This window comes from Stenotrophomonas sp. STEN023 (assembly GCF_056760135.1).
Genome location: NZ_JBRREF010000114.1, coordinates 1 through 13,532, shown reverse-complemented (window position 1 = coordinate 13,532; position 13,532 = coordinate 1). Strand labels below are relative to the sequence as shown.

At 64.8% G+C, this 13,532-nt stretch carries 16 protein-coding genes; 4 read left to right on the top strand and 12 right to left on the bottom strand.

Going from position 1 to position 13,532, the window contains the following annotated elements:
- The 12 genes from ACVOLV_RS20615 to ccmA form a co-directional block, all read right to left on the bottom strand.
- Positions 1 to 927, bottom strand: a 927-nt coding sequence (locus ACVOLV_RS20615; RefSeq protein WP_481555987.1) for a DNA ligase, incomplete at its 3' end; no start/stop codon positions are given.
- A 92-nt stretch (positions 928 to 1,019) separates the two neighbouring features.
- On the bottom strand, positions 1,020 to 2,144 hold the full coding sequence (gene metX / locus ACVOLV_RS20610; RefSeq protein ID WP_481555986.1) for a homoserine O-acetyltransferase MetX: 1,125 nt from the start codon (positions 2,142 to 2,144) through the stop codon (positions 1,020 to 1,022).
- A gap of 325 nt (positions 2,145 to 2,469) precedes the next feature.
- Positions 2,470 to 3,450, bottom strand: a complete 981-nt coding sequence (locus tag ACVOLV_RS20605; RefSeq protein WP_481555985.1) for a tetratricopeptide repeat protein — start codon at positions 3,448 to 3,450, stop codon at positions 2,470 to 2,472.
- A gap of 26 nt (positions 3,451 to 3,476) precedes the next feature.
- Positions 3,477 to 3,929 (bottom strand): cytochrome c-type biogenesis protein, encoded by a 453-nt coding sequence (locus ACVOLV_RS20600; protein WP_481555984.1) that lies wholly within the window; start codon positions 3,927 to 3,929, stop codon positions 3,477 to 3,479.
- Positions 3,926 to 4,552 carry a DsbE family thiol:disulfide interchange protein gene (locus ACVOLV_RS20595; RefSeq protein WP_481555983.1) on the bottom strand — a complete coding sequence of 209 codons (627 nt, stop codon included), beginning with the start codon at positions 4,550 to 4,552 and terminating at the stop codon, positions 3,926 to 3,928. Before ACVOLV_RS20595 ends, ACVOLV_RS20600 begins: the two co-directional genes overlap by 4 nt.
- Positions 4,549 to 6,483 (bottom strand): heme lyase CcmF/NrfE family subunit, encoded by a 1,935-nt coding sequence (locus ACVOLV_RS20590; RefSeq protein ID WP_481555982.1) that lies wholly within the window; start codon positions 6,481 to 6,483, stop codon positions 4,549 to 4,551. Before ACVOLV_RS20590 ends, ACVOLV_RS20595 begins: the two co-directional genes overlap by 4 nt.
- The gene (gene ccmE, locus ACVOLV_RS20585; RefSeq protein ID WP_481555981.1) at positions 6,484 to 6,951 is read right to left on the bottom strand and encodes a cytochrome c maturation protein CcmE; all 468 of its coding nucleotides are present in this window, start codon (positions 6,949 to 6,951) and stop codon (positions 6,484 to 6,486) included.
- Positions 6,948 to 7,124, bottom strand: a complete 177-nt coding sequence (gene ccmD / locus ACVOLV_RS20580) for a heme exporter protein CcmD (protein WP_481555980.1) — start codon at positions 7,122 to 7,124, stop codon at positions 6,948 to 6,950. The genes ccmE and ccmD overlap by 4 nt, the downstream gene beginning before the upstream one ends.
- Positions 7,121 to 7,873, bottom strand: a complete 753-nt coding sequence (gene ccmC / locus ACVOLV_RS20575) for a heme ABC transporter permease CcmC (RefSeq protein WP_481555979.1) — start codon at positions 7,871 to 7,873, stop codon at positions 7,121 to 7,123. Before ccmC ends, ccmD begins: the two co-directional genes overlap by 4 nt.
- Positions 7,874 to 8,252: 379 nt before the next feature.
- The gene (locus ACVOLV_RS20570) at positions 8,253 to 8,933 is read right to left on the bottom strand and encodes a TetR/AcrR family transcriptional regulator (RefSeq protein ID WP_481555978.1); all 681 of its coding nucleotides are present in this window, start codon (positions 8,931 to 8,933) and stop codon (positions 8,253 to 8,255) included.
- 51 nt (positions 8,934 to 8,984) lie between these two features.
- The gene (gene ccmB / locus ACVOLV_RS20565) at positions 8,985 to 9,680 is read right to left on the bottom strand and encodes a heme exporter protein CcmB (RefSeq protein WP_481555977.1); all 696 of its coding nucleotides are present in this window, start codon (positions 9,678 to 9,680) and stop codon (positions 8,985 to 8,987) included.
- Positions 9,677 to 10,336 carry a heme ABC exporter ATP-binding protein CcmA gene (gene ccmA / locus ACVOLV_RS20560; RefSeq protein ID WP_481555976.1) on the bottom strand — a complete coding sequence of 220 codons (660 nt, stop codon included), beginning with the start codon at positions 10,334 to 10,336 and terminating at the stop codon, positions 9,677 to 9,679. Before ccmA ends, ccmB begins: the two co-directional genes overlap by 4 nt.
- Positions 10,337 to 10,506: 170 nt before the next feature.
- Between ccmA and ACVOLV_RS20555 the strand changes: the two genes are divergently transcribed.
- The 4 genes from ACVOLV_RS20555 (at position 10,507) to ACVOLV_RS20540 (ending at position 13,325) form a co-directional block, all read left to right on the top strand.
- Entirely contained in the window at positions 10,507 to 11,655 is a 1,149-nt protein-coding gene (locus tag ACVOLV_RS20555) for a pyridoxal phosphate-dependent aminotransferase (RefSeq protein WP_481555989.1), read from the top strand.
- Positions 11,656 to 11,669: 14 nt separating this feature from the next.
- A complete protein-coding gene (locus ACVOLV_RS20550; RefSeq protein WP_481555975.1) occupies positions 11,670 to 11,981 on the top strand; it encodes a hypothetical protein in 312 nt (103 codons plus the stop codon).
- 5 nt (positions 11,982 to 11,986) lie between these two features.
- On the top strand, positions 11,987 to 12,802 hold the full coding sequence (locus ACVOLV_RS20545) for an amidohydrolase (RefSeq protein WP_481555988.1): 816 nt from the start codon (positions 11,987 to 11,989) through the stop codon (positions 12,800 to 12,802).
- Between the two features lie 91 nt (positions 12,803 to 12,893).
- On the top strand, positions 12,894 to 13,325 hold the full coding sequence (locus ACVOLV_RS20540) for a hypothetical protein (RefSeq protein ID WP_481555974.1): 432 nt from the start codon (positions 12,894 to 12,896) through the stop codon (positions 13,323 to 13,325).
- The last annotated feature ends 207 nt before the right edge of the window (positions 13,326 to 13,532 follow it).

Here is a 13,532-nt window from a genome sequence, read left to right as displayed (position 1 = left end):
CCCCCCCCCCCCCCCCCCCCCCCCCCCCCCCCCCCCCCCCCCCCCCCCCCCCCCCCCCCCCCCCCGCCCCCGCCCCCCCCCCCCGCCGCCCCCCGCCCCCGCGCGAACTCGCAGGAAACGTGGGAAGCGTGGCAGGCCGTGTACGGTCAGCCCGTTGTAGCGATAGGTAACGCGGCTGCCGATGGCGGGGGGATGTGCGCGCTGTGCATCACTGAGGCCGCTGCCAATGCGGAACTGGGCCCCACTGTCGGTACGCATCAGCAGCGCGCCAACCATGCCGGTGTACTTGCCCTTGCCCGGCGCGTAGCCGATTACATGGGCTTCGGCGTCATCATGAAGCTTGAGTTTGAGCAGGCCAGTGCTGCGGCCGTCGCTATACGGATTGTCCTGATGGTGCAGCATCAGGCCTTCACCGCCGGCTTTGACAATCGCGCGAACGTGGCGATGCAGGCTTGCAGTGTCGGGCAGGCGCTGCTGTTCGATGGCGAGTAAGTGGGGATTGGCTTGATTGGCGATGATCCGGCTCAGCTGGGCATGGCGTTGGGCGAAGCCGCCGCTTGCATCAGGCAGGTCGAAGGCCATGAAGCGCAGCCTGCGCCACTGCGGTTCATCGGCCGGGCTGCTGCGGATCAATGCACTGGTGGCTTCAAACTGCCCCCGCGCCATCCACAGTTCACCGTCGATCAGCTGCTTGGGCCAGCCTTGGGTGAACCATGCCGGCGACGGAATGCGGTGGCCGGCACGCGTCCACAGCGCATGACCATCCCAGCGGGCGCGCACCCCGTCGAGCTTCTCACTGACCAGGTAGTGCGATACATCCGGGCCATCCTGCCAGGAGCCGGCCAGCATCAGTGGCGGTGCGGCAGCGTGTGCGCTGTTGAGCGTGTTACCCAGGAAGACCAGCAGAATCAGCAGCAAGACAGGCATGGGTAACCTCCTGTTGTCGGAGGTGTCAGCATCTGATGCTGTGAATGCAGGCAGCCATCGGTGGCTGCCTGCATCTGTGGTCAGCGTGTCATTTATGCAGCTGTCGGCAGCGTCTGCAGGAACTGGGCGACGGCCGGGCCGAAGCGGTCGTAATCGACCAGGAAGGCATCGTGGCCTTGTGGTGAATCCATGCCGATGAACCGGGTATCGGCGCCGCCTGCGCGCAGGCCGTCGGCGATCTGTTGCTGTTGTTCCACCGGGAACAGGATGTCGGTATTGGCGCCGATGGCGAGCGCACGTTCAACGCGGATTGTGGCGAGCCCGGCCAGCACATCACCATCGGCGTACTCGGCCAGGTCGAACCAGTCCATGGAGCGGCCGAGGTAGAGATAGCAGTTGGGATCGAAGTGGCGTACGAAGCGGCGTGCGTGTCCTTCCAGGTAGCTTTCCACCTGGAATTCGAGGCCGAACGGGTCTTCGTCGGTCTGGTCCGAATCCAGCCGCACCCGGCCAAAGCGACCATCCCATTCCAGCGCCGAGCGATAGGTGATGACACCGAGCTTGCGCGCCATACGCATGCCCGACTCGGGGTAGTGCAGTTCGTCGTAGTCGCCGTTGTTCCATGCCGGGTCGAGGCGGATGGCCTCGCGCTGCAGCGAGCGGATGGCAATGGAGAACGGCAGGGCGCGGGCGCTGCCGGAAATGTTGATGTGGGTACGGGCAATGCCGGGGTGCTGCAGCAACACGGCGAGCGCGGTCATGCCGCCCATCGAATTGCCGATCAGACAGGCCAGCTGGGTGATGCCGAGCGCGCGCACGACTTCGGCGGCGGCATTGGCCACGTCTTCGATCGACAACTCGGGGAAGGACAGTCGATAGGTCTTGCCGGTTGCCGGGTCAAGCGAGGCAGGGCCAGTAGAGCCTTTGCAGCTGCCCAGCGAGTTGACGCAGATGACGAACCAGCGGTCGGTATCAATCGGCTTGCCGGGGCCAAGCATCGGCTCCCACCAGCCGGTGGCCGGGTTGTCGGCATTGCTGGCGGCGTGGGCATCCGGCGAGAGGCCGGTGACGATCAGGATGGCGTTGCTGGCGTCAGCGGCCAGCGTGCCCCAGGTTTCGTAAGCGACATGGGCGCCAATCAGGCTGCCGCCACGTTTCATCGGGAATGGGGACGACAGCGCGTGGAAGCGGCTGCCGACGGGAGTAAATTCAGTCATCTGCCAATTTTAACGGGGATGCCGGACGCATCTTCGCATGGATGATAACCAGTGGTTATCTGGGTATTGCTGGGTGCAGTGTGGCCGGGAAAGCGCAGCGCGCCCGGGAAGCAATGCTCTGATGTCGATTCCTGCCGTGCGCGGTTAGCCCTGGGTGCGCTGCGCTTCCCCGGGTGACAGTGATGTCACGCGAGCTGGTTTCAGCGTTTGTGGGAGCGGCGTAAGCCGCGAAACTGACAGTGCTGGGGCACATGGGATCTGTGCTATCTGATGGATGCGCTCGCTTCGCGGCTTACGCCGCTCCCACAAGGCAGCTTGCGGCGCCTTATTGCCCCAGCGTGATGGTCAGGGGCTTGTCAGTCGGCAGCTTGACCTTGACCGGCGTCGATTCGACGTCACCTTCACCACGCATTGCGTTGCCGCTGGCGGACAGGCGGGCGACTACTTCCACTTCCTGCAGGGTTGAGAGCTTCTGCGTGGGCATTGGGCTGTCGCTGTCGTCCAGGGTGACGGTGAGCGCTGCGTTCTGCGCCGGGTGGCGTTCGACTGCGACCGGCATCGGTGGGCCGCCGGGGATACGGGCGATGATGAACACCGATTCCTTGCCGGAGGCAGCGCGTGCGGCCAAGGCCGGTGCCAGCTCGACCGTCACGGTGATGCCGGGGGGGCTGGTTGCGGTGCCCGCAGGAGGGCCGCCGGCGGTGCTGGGAACCTTGCCGCGGGCGATATTGATCTGCTCCTGCAACGCGACGGCCGCAGCGGGCTCCAGTCGTGGCAGCAGGGCTTCCCAGGTCTGCGCGGCTTGCTCGTCCTGGCCTTGCTGGCGCTGGACGATGCCGGTGAGCCAGATCACCCGCTCATTGTCGGGGGCAATCTGCCGTGCGCGGGCGAGCCATTGTTGCGCGGTGGCGTCGAACAGGAACTTGGGATCCGCCTGGGCGCGGGTCTGCGCCGCCTCCAACAGCAGGCCCGGTTCGTCCGGTGCCAGTTGCACGGCACGCTGGTAAGTTGCGGCGGCATCGGCAACCTTGCCGATCTCCAGCTGCGAGCGGGCCAGCAGCACCCAGCCGTCGACGCGCTCAGGGTTCCGCTTCAAGGCGTCCTGCAACTGGACGATGCCTTCCTCGATGGTCTGCGGTGTTGCCGCGGCTTCAGGCTGCGGCTGCATCGCTGCCGGTGTTCCCAGCAACTGGTACAGACCCAGCGTGGCGACCAGCGCCATCGCAACCAGACTGCTCCAGATCCGCCGTTTGCCGGCGCGCCACAACGGCCACAAGGTGATGCCGGTGGCTACTACCGCCAACACTGCAGAACCTGCCAGGAACCCTGCATTTACCATTCGCGTTCTTCCTGACTGGCGTCGTCATTGCTGGCAACGGGAACGGCGCGGCCACGCCGCCGCACGTACACAATCAACAACACGGCGCCCGTCAGCAACAGCATGCCGGGGCCAAACCAGAGCAGGGCGGTGCTGGCTTCCAGCTGCGGGCGGTACAGCACGAACTCGCCGTAGCGCTCGACCAGGAATTGTTTGATCTCGGCGTCGCTGTGGCCTTCGTGCATCAGCTTGAGTACTTCGCGGCGCAGGTCGTGGGCGATCTGGGCATCGGAGTCGGCCAGCGATTGGTTCTGGCATTGCACGCAGCGCAGTTCGGCGGTCAGTGTGTGAAAGCGCACTTCCTCGGCGCGATCGCGGTACCGCAGTGGACTGGGGTCGCTGGCTGGCTGTGCGCTGGCACTGAAGGCCAGGCACATCCACAGCAACACACCAGTCCAGGCTTTCATCGGGCGGCTCCCAGATCCGGTGCGTTGTGTTTGCCACCGGCGGCGGCTTCCACTTTCTCCAGTGCCGGGATCAACTGCTCGTCCATCACCTGCTGGGTGATGGCGCCGCTATATTTCCAGCGCACGATGCCGCTGCCATCAACCAGGAAGGTCTCCGGCGCGGCGGCAATGCCCCAGTCCAGCGCGGTGCGGCCTTCCTGGTCGGCCAACACCACCATGTAAGGATTGCCCAGCTGCTCGAGCCAACGCAGTGCTTCGCTGGGCTCGTCCTTCCAGTTGTAGCCGATCACGCGCAGGCGCTTGGTTTCGGCAAAGCGGGTGAGGATGGGGTGTTCGTCGCGGCAGGTCGGGCACCAGCTGCCCCAGACATTGAGCAGATAGGGCGCACCGCGCAGCTGTTTGTCGGTGACGTGCAGGCTGGGGTCATGCAGGACCGGCAGCGAAAACTCAGGCGCTGGTTTGTTGATCAGTGCCGAGGGCAGGCTGTCGCGATCAGGTTGGCCGGAGCGGCTGACGCCGTACAGCATCAAACCCATCAGGCCGAGGAAGAACAGCGCGCCAAGGGCAATGGCGACCGGTGGCAGGCGGTGGCGGGTGTTGGATTCAGGCGTTGGAGTAGTCATTTCGATTTCTCAGGCAGCCGGCGGAAACGGCGGTCGACGGCGGTGATGAACCCGCCCAGCGCCATCAGCGCTGCGCCCAGCCAGATCCAGCGGACAAAAGGTTTGATCTGTACGCGCACGGCCCAGGAGCCGTCACCCAGTGATTCTCCCAGTGCAACGTAGATATCGCCACCCAGGGTGCGATGGATGCCGGCCTCGGTCATTGGCTGGCCGCCGCTGGCGTACATGCGCTTTTCCGGGTGCAGACGGGTGATCAAGGTGTCGCCGCGCAGTACCTGCAGATGGCCGCGGTCGGAGTGGTAGTTGGGGCCGTCGGTGGCATCAACGCCTTCGAACACCAGGGTATAGCCACCGGCGTCGATGGACTTGCCTGGCGCCAGTGCGACTTCATGCTGTACATGCAGCGCTTCCACCAGCAGGGCGCCGACCAGGAATACGGCCACGCCGAAGTGGGCGATCAGCATGCCCCAGGTCTCTGCATTGAGCCGGCCGCTCTTGCGCAGGCGCAACCACAGGTAATAGCCGGTGCCGCCGGCCACCCAGGCGGCGCCTGCAATGCCCAGCGCGGTCTTGAGCTTGCCCTGTGGTGCCATCCACCAGCCAATGATGCCAAGCACGAGCGCCAATCCCGCCCAGGGTGCGAGCAGGGCCAGGGTGCGCAGGCCTTGCTCGCGCTGCCAACGGCTGAGCGGGCCGAACGGCAGCAGCACGATCATCGGTGCCATCAGCAGGACGAACAGCGTGCCGAAGTAAGGCGGGCCCACCGAGACCTTGCCCAGGTTCAGCGCATCGGCCAGCAACGGGTACAAGGTGCCGAGCAGCACCATCGCGCAGGCGCAGCTGAGCAGCAGGTTGTTGGCCAGCAGCAGGCTTTCGCGTGAGTTGAGCGCGAATGCGCGGCGTGGGTCGGCACTGTTGCCGCCGATACCGGGCGCACGCAGCGCATACAGCAGCAGCGAACCGCCTACCACGATGCCAAGGAAGATCAGGATGAACAGGCCGCGTGAAGGATCGGCGGCAAACGAGTGCACGCTGGTCAGCACGCCCGAGCGGACCAGGAAGGTGCCGAGCAGGGACAGTGCGAACGCGGCGATCGCCAGCAGCAGGGTCCAGCCGATGAACACGCCGCGCTTTTCAGTGGCGGCCTGCGAATGCAGCAGGGCTGCGCCGACCAACCAGGGCATGAAGCTGGCGTTCTCGACCGGGTCCCAGAACCACCAGCCGCCCCAGCCCAGCTCGTAATACGCCCACCAGCTGCCCAGCGCGATGCCGATGGTCAGGAAGCCCCAGGCTGCATTGGTCCACGGCCGGGTCCAGCGCAGCCAGCGCACGTCGATACGGCCATCAAGCAGGGCGGCGATGGCGAAGGCGAACGGCACCGCGAAGCCGACGTAGCCCAGATAGAGCAGGGGCGGGTGGATGATCAACCCGGGGTCCTGCAGCAACGGGTTGAGATCGTGGCCCTCGCTTGGTGCAGGCAGCAGGCGCGCGAACGGATTGGAGGTGAACAGCAGGAAGGCAAGGAAGCCGACGCTGATCATGCCCATCACCGCCAGCACGCGTGCCATCACTTCGGCTGGCAGCTGTCGCGAGAACGCGGCAACCGCGGCGGTCCATAGCGCCAGCACCAAGGACCACATCAACAGCGAGCCTTCGTGCGCACCCCATACCGCCGAATAGCGGTAGATCATCGGCAGCAAGGTGTTGGAATTGTCGGCGACGTAGCGCAGCGAGAAATCCTGGCGCACGAAGGCGATCGTCAGCACCACGAAGGCGGCGAGCACCATGACCAGTTGCAGCATCGCTGCTGGGCGGGCGATCGCGGTAAGTGACGGAATGCCGCGCTGGGCGCCGATCAGTGGCAGGACGCTTTGCAGCAGGGCTGCCAGCAGGGCGAGGATCAGTAATACCTGTCCGATTTCACCGAGCACTCAGGGCGTTTCCGTCGTTGGGGTGGTGGCTGGGACCTGGTGCTTGTCGTGCGCCACGCCCATCTTGTCGGCCAGCTCTTTGGGCATATAGGTTTCGTCGTGCTTGGCCAGCACGTCCTCGGCAACGAATACGCCGTTGGCCATGCGCCCGGTAGCGACCACCGCCTGACCTTCGCGGAACAGGTCGGGCAGGATCCGGTCGTAGGTGACGGGCAGCACCGCATCACCGTCGGTGACCTCGAAGCGTGCCAGCAATGCGCCGGGCTCGCGCTTGAACGAGCCCTTGGCAACCATGCCGCCCAAGCGGAAGCGCGCGTCAGGCGCCACCTGGCCGGCTTTGACCTCGGCCGGGGTGTAGAGATAGGCGATGTTGCGCTGCAAGGCGGTGCTGACCAGCGCCACCGCGGCGCCGGCAACCAGCAGAACCAGCAGGACCCAGAGCAGGCGGCGGCGCTGGGTCGGGCTCATCGGCTCAGCTCTTCGTCAACCTGCGGGGTGCTGCTGTTGCGGCTGGCACGGTTTATACGGGCGCGGGCCTCGCGCAACTGCTGGCGGATCTGCAGGCGCGGCACGATGAAGTCCCAGGCCAGTACGACGAAGAACACGGCATAGGCCAGCGCCACGTACTTGAAATAGGTCATGCCGATTTCTCCAGCTTCCCGCGCAGCCATGCCTTGCCGACTTCGCGGCGCAGGTTGTCGGCGCGGGCGCGCGACAGCAGCGAACCGACGAACCAGAACTTGGTGGCCAGCACCATGATCCACAGCGGCAGGATCATGCTGCCGTCCATGCTGGAGTCGCCGAACACACGGATGGTCTGCCCTTGGTGCAGCGAGTTCCACCACACCACCGAGTAGCGAATGATCGGCAACATCACCACGCCGACGATGGCCAGCAGGCCAGCGGCACGGGCGGCGGCGCGACGGTCATCGATGGCACCGTAAAGCCCCATCACCCCGAGGTACATGAACAGCAGAATCAGCTCGGTGGTCAGGCGCGGGTCCCAATCCCACCAGGTGCCCCACATCGGCTTGCCCCAGATGCTGCCGGTGAGCAAGGTGATCAGGGTGAATGCAGCACCGATCGGTGCGCAGGCCATGGCCAGGATTTCGCACAGCTTGATCCGCCAGACAAGCGCGATGGCACTGTAGAAGGCCATCAAGCCGAACACAAACAGGCTCATCCAAGCTGCCGGCACGTGGATATAGAGAATGCGGAAGCTGTCGCCTTGCTGGTAGTCGGCGGGCACCACGGCCAGCGCCTGCCACAAGCCGAAGCCAAACAGTGGCAGTGCAGCGATGTAACACCAGGTGGACCAACGGGCGGCGAAGGTATCGAAGTAAGGCGGGGAGCCCAGCTTGTGAAACCAACCTGCTAAACCTTTGAACATCCGCTCGCTCGCTGAGGAAGACGATGACCGGGCCGCGTGCTGCGGCCTGATCGGCTGGGCGGTGCGCACTGCACCACCGTTGCTGTTTTCAGACTAGCGCAAGATAACCCAAATTCAGCGAATCGGCGGGTTGCGGCGGGGGGCTTTACGCGGATCCGATGTTCGCCGGGCGGTGCCAAACAGCCGCTGGGTAGCTGGGCACATCCATATGGCGATGGTCACGCCTGACGCTGCGCGGTCTCTGCGTGTTCAAGCACGCCGCGTCGAGATCGTTTTGATGCTCCGCACAAAAAGCAGATGCAGATCGAGCACTGGTTGAACATCGTTGAATTGCTGCAGGTGCGTCGCTGGATGGCGCTATTGAAGCCGGCGTGGCGTCTCAGCCTCGGGGCAGGGCGCCAGCCATGAACAGGCGTACCGCGTCGCGCGCCTGTTTCTGCGCCTTCGGCAGATCACTGATGACAACGCGACCATTGACCGAGCGCAGAACCAAACCGCCGATCACCAGCATGTAGAAGAAATGCGCCGCCTGTTCGGGGTTCTCAATGTGCATGCGTCCGGCGGCGGTTTCGCGGGTGAAGTACTGGCTGAGCAGTACCTCCATTGGAGCAATGCCATGGGCGTGGAACCAGTCGCGCAGGGCAGGCAGATTCATGCCTTCGGAGATGACCACGCGGTGGCAGGCCAGGCGGGTTGGCGAGAGGACTTCCTCGGCCATCTGGCTGGCGGCCTCCTCCAAGGCCTGCGCGGGCGGCAATGGCGACTGCAGCAAGGTGTCCAGGCTGCGACCGAAGTCATTGATGCTTTGCTCCATCAAGGCGTGGATCAGGCCTTCCTTGTCGCCGAAGGCGCGGTAGAGCGTGGCCATTGAACCGCCGGCACGCTTCACGATGTCGGACAGGCGAGCAGCCTGGTAGCCCTTTTCGTTGAAGACTTCGGTGGCGGCCGCCAGGAACTTCTCTACCCGCAATTCGCCGCGGCGTTGCAGCTCCACCGCCGGGCGCGGCGGCAAGGTGGGCTTGTCTGTGCTCGGGACTTCCGTGTGGGGCTGCTCAGCCATCTGATTGATTTGCCTTGTGAAGTCGCCCTCAAGAATAGCGTTGTTTTGGCCTCAGGAGTTGGCGATGCGGATTGCAGTTGCTGCGGTCAGCGGGGCGAGCACGGCGCTGACCAGTAAACCGGCCGCCAGCATCAGCAGTGCGCCACTGGCATCGAAGCCCTGCGCCGCGGCAGCTACTGCGCCGGCGCCGAAGACCAGCACCGGTACGTACAGCGGCAGCACCAGCAGGGCCAGCAGGATGCCGGCGCGGCGCATGCCAACGGTCAAGGCAGCGACTACCGCACCGAGCAGGCTCAGCAAGGGGGTGCCCAGTGCCAGCGCGGCGAGCAGCACCGGCAGCTGTTCGCGGGGCAGGTGCATCAATTCAGCCAACAGCGGGCTGACCAGGACCAGCGGGAAGGCGGTGGTCAGCCAGTGCGAGAACACCCGCACCGCCACCAGCCAGGCCAGTGGCACCGGCGACAGCAGCCATTGCTCCAGCGAGCCGTCCTCGGCGTCGCTGCGGAACAAGGTGTCCAGTGACAGCAGGCCGGCGAGCAGGATGGACAGCCACAGCACCGCTGAGGCAACGCTCTGCAGCAACTTCGGCGCGCCGCCAAGGGCCAGCGTAAACAGCGCGACCACCAGCAAGGCAAACAGGATCGGCTGCGCGGCATCACCACGGCGCCGCCAGAGCAGTCTCAGGTCGCGGGCCAGAAGTGCGCGGGCAGCGGATAGCAGCGTTGGTTGCGGACCGGGCAGGCTCATGCCGCGTCCTCCTGCGCTACCGGGTTGCTCAAGGTCAGCGTGCGATTGCGCACCGGTGGTGCCGCATAGGCGCCGTGTGTGGTTACCAAGGCGCCGCCGCCGCTGCGCAAATGGGCGGAAATCATCCGGTTGACCAGGTTGATTCCGTCCAGGTCGAGGTTGGCGTAGGGCTCGTCCAGCAGCCAGATCGGGGCCGGCGACAACCAGATGCGCGCCAAGGCCAGGCGCTTCTTCTGGCCGGCGGACAATTGCCGTACCAGGGTGTCCTCATAGCCGGCCAGGCCGACGATGGCCAGGGCGTTGCCCGGCATCTGCCGTGCACGCCGGCCTTGCAGCCCGCACAGGAAGTGCAGGTTCTCCAGTGTGTCCAGGTCCTGCTTGAGTGCCGTCAGGTGGCTCAGGTAGGCGATATAGCGGGAGCGGTCCGTTGTGCTGGCGGGGCGCCCGTCGATCTCGATCTGGCCCTCGTCCGGGCGCAGCAATCCTGCCAATACGCGCAACAAGGTGGTCTTGCCGGCGCCGTTGCTTCCCTGCACCAACAGTGCCTCGCCTGCATCCACATGCAGGTCCAGCGGCCCGAATACCGGTTCGTCATTGCGGGTGAAGCGCAGGTCGCGTGCTTTGAGCAGCGGCAGGGTGTTGGCGGTGTCAATCATCGGATCGGGCGCTTCCGTCCTTGGGAGGTGGCGCAGGCTGGGCAGCGCTTCGGGGCGCGCAGTATAGCGCCGCGGTGGCACTGTCCCGGGGGCTGTGGGCACGGTTTGGGAAGCCTGGCGTGCCCGCTTTGCGTACACTCGGGGTTTTCTCCCCCGGCGTGTACGTAACCATGCATCCGCAGACCAAGTTGCCCAAGGTGGGCACCACCATTTTCACCGTGATGTCGCAGCTCGCCGCCGAGCACGGCGCGGTCAACCTTGGCCAGGGCTTTCCAGACTTTTCTGCCCCGCAACGTTTGATCGATGAAACCGCAAAGGCCATGCGTGATGGTCTGAATCAGTACGCGCCAATGACCGGCGTGGCACCACTGCGCCAGGCCATCGCGCAGAAGGCGCTGGATTGCTATGGCGCGCAGGTGGACCCGGACAGCGAGATCACCGTCACCTCCGGTGGTACCGAGGCGATCTTCAACGCCATCCACGCGGTGGTGCGGGCCGGTGAGGAAGTCATCGTGCTGGACCCGGCCTATGACTGCTATGAGCCGGCGATCGACCTGGCCGGCGCGCGTGCCGTGCATGTGCCGCTGGATCCGCAGACCTTCGAGGTGGATTGGGACCGCGTGCGCGCGGCCATCACCCCGAAGACGCGCATGTTGATGGTCAACACGCCGCATAACCCATCCGGCGCGATGCTGACTGCCGACGACATGCAGGCGCTGGCCGATGTGCTGCGCGGCACCGACATCTACCTGATCTCCGATGAAGTGTACGAACACATCATCTATGACGGCGCGCGCCACGAGTCGGCATTGCGTTACCCGGAACTGCGCGAACGCGCGTTCGTGATATCGAGCTTTGGCAAGACCTACCACTGCACCGGCTGGAAGATCGGCTACGCCATCGCGCCGCCGGCAATGACCGCCGAGTTCCGCAAGGTGCACCAGTACAACACCTTCACCACCTACAGCCCGGCGCAATATGGCTTTGCCGCAATGATTCGCGACGAGCCCGAACATCACCTGGAGTTGGGCGCGTTCTACCAGGCCAAGCGCGATCGCTTCCGCGAGCAGCTGCTGGGTACACGCTTGAAGCCGCTGCCGGTGCCGGGTGGTTACTTCCAGCTGGTGGATTACTCGGCGATCAGCGACCTGCCGGACCATGAGTTCGTGCGTTGGCTGACCATCGAGAAAGGTGTCACTGCGATTCCGCTGTCGCCGTTCTACGAGGCTCCGCCGGCCGGGCAGCGTCTGGTGCGGCTGTGCTTCGCCAAGAATGACGCCACCATGGATGCGGCGATCGAGCGCTTGCGCGCGCTCTGATCCGCGACGCATCCATGGTTTCCGGTCTTCCAGTCTTTGCGACGCTATTGGGCGTGTTCGTGCTGGCCGCGCTGGTGAAAGGCTATTTGTTCCTTTCCGTGGTCCAGCCCGGCCTGCGCGCGCGTGGTGTTTCAGTGGACGAGGGCTACCTGGCGTTCCGTGGCAGCGTTGGTCGCTATACCCGTGAGTACCTTGCGCTGCTTGATGACATCGAGCAGCGTCAACCGGTTAATCGGTGGATTGCGCGACTACAGTGGTGCGTACCGGTGCTGGGTGCCACCTTGGCAGCCAGCGCTGTTTTTTCATCTTGGCTGACAGGACGATGACGACAATGCAGGACCTGCGTATTTCCCTCGTGCAGGGCGACACCCGCTGGCACGACCCGGCCGGCAATCGCGACTACTACGGCGCGCTGCTGGCACCGTTGGCGGGCAACACCGATCTGGTGATCCTGCCGGAAACGTTCACCAGTGGCTTCTCCAACGATGCGATCGACCAGGCCGAAGACATGGGCGGCCCCACCGTTGCATGGATCGCCGAGCAGGCACGCGCGCTGGGCGCGGTTGTGACTGGCAGCGTGCAGTTGCGGGTCGACGGCGGCGTCTATAACCGCCTGCTGTGGGCTACGCCCGAGGGCGAGTTGCACTACTACGACAAGCGTCATCTGTTCCGCTATGGCGGCGAGCACAAGCGCTACGCGGCCGGCAACGAGCGCTTGTGCGTGGAATGGAAGGGTTGGCGGATCAATCCGCAGATCTGCTACGACCTGCGCTTCCCGGTGTTCTGCCGCAATCGCTTCGACGTGGAGCGGGCAGGGCAGATGGATTTCGATCTGCAGATTTTCGTGGCCAATTGGCCTTCGGCACGCGCTTATGCGTGGCAGGCCCTGGCGCGTGCGCGTGCCATCGAGAATCTGTGTTACGTGGCTGTGGTGAACCGCATCGGCGTGGACGGCAACGGCCTGCATTACGCGGGCGACAGTGCGGTGATCGACTTCCTGGGTCAGCCGCAGGTGGAGATCCGCGAGCGCGAGCAGGTGGTCACCACGACCATTTCGGCGCAAGCGCTGGCTGCGCATCGCGAGCGCTTCCCGGCGATGCTGGATGCCGATGCATTTACTTTGGGTGGGCCGGTGGTGGTTCGCTGAACGCCGGCCGCGCGCGGCATCCGCCAGCCCTTTGCAATGGGCGAGGGGGCTGTCAGGCTCGGTGCCGGTTCAATCAAGCAGAGGATGCGCGATGAAAAAGATGATGGCGATGGCTGCGGTGCTGGCGATGGGTATCGTCCCGGTTGCGCAGGCGGCGGGCAATATCGACTGTGAGTTGCGCTACAACCTGACCGGTTGGTCGGCGTTCTACAAGACCTCGAGCGGTACCGGTACGATCACTTGCGAGAACGGAGCCAGCATTCCGGTCAAGATCACTGCCAAGGGTGGTGGTTTGACCGTTGGTCGCACCACCATCACCGATGGTCGTGGCCGGTTCACCGGCGCTTATTCTCTCAATGATTTGCTGGGCACTTACGCTGCAGCTGAAGTGCATGCCAGTGCATCGCGCGCTACCGACGCGCAGGCGATGACCAAGGGCGATATTTCGCTGGCCTTGGCAGGAACCGGGCGCGGTTGGAGCCTGGGCATTGGATTTGGCAAGTTCGTGATCGAACGCCGCTGACCATGCGATGAGAGGGCTTGCTGTAGAGCCAGGAGCTTGCCCTCATCCGCCCCTACGGGGCACCTTCTCCCGCGTGCGGGAGAAGGGAAGGCATGAAAGCAACGGCCAGAGCCGAAGCAACGGCCAGAGCCGAAGCAACGGCCAGAGCCGAAGCAACGGCCAGAGCCGAAGCAACGGCCAGAGCCGAAGCAACGGCCAGAGCCGAAG

Coding starts and splice junctions, on each gene's coding strand:
- metX (WP_481555986.1), bottom strand. CDS start 2,144: ATGACTGAATTTACTCCCGTCGGCAGCCGCTTCCACGCGCTGTCGTCC.
- ACVOLV_RS20600 (WP_481555984.1), bottom strand. CDS start 3,929: ATGAAAGCCTGGACTGGTGTGTTGCTGTGGATGTGCCTGGCCTTCAGT.
- ACVOLV_RS20595 (WP_481555983.1), bottom strand. CDS start 4,552: ATGACTACTCCAACGCCTGAATCCAACACCCGCCACCGCCTGCCACCG.
- ccmE (WP_481555981.1), bottom strand. CDS start 6,951: ATGAGCCCGACCCAGCGCCGCCGCCTGCTCTGGGTCCTGCTGGTTCTG.
- ccmD (WP_481555980.1), bottom strand. CDS start 7,124: ATGACCTATTTCAAGTACGTGGCGCTGGCCTATGCCGTGTTCTTCGTC.
- ccmC (WP_481555979.1), bottom strand. CDS start 7,873: ATGTTCAAAGGTTTAGCAGGTTGGTTTCACAAGCTGGGCTCCCCGCCT.
- ACVOLV_RS20570 (WP_481555978.1), bottom strand. CDS start 8,933: ATGGCTGAGCAGCCCCACACGGAAGTCCCGAGCACAGACAAGCCCACC.
- ccmB (WP_481555977.1), bottom strand. CDS start 9,680: ATGAGCCTGCCCGGTCCGCAACCAACGCTGCTATCCGCTGCCCGCGCA.
- ccmA (WP_481555976.1), bottom strand. CDS start 10,336: ATGATTGACACCGCCAACACCCTGCCGCTGCTCAAAGCACGCGACCTG.
- ACVOLV_RS20555 (WP_481555989.1), top strand. CDS start 10,507: ATGCATCCGCAGACCAAGTTGCCCAAGGTGGGCACCACCATTTTCACC.
- ACVOLV_RS20550 (WP_481555975.1), top strand. CDS start 11,670: ATGGTTTCCGGTCTTCCAGTCTTTGCGACGCTATTGGGCGTGTTCGTG.
- ACVOLV_RS20545 (WP_481555988.1), top strand. CDS start 11,987: ATGCAGGACCTGCGTATTTCCCTCGTGCAGGGCGACACCCGCTGGCAC.
- ACVOLV_RS20540 (WP_481555974.1), top strand. CDS start 12,894: ATGAAAAAGATGATGGCGATGGCTGCGGTGCTGGCGATGGGTATCGTC.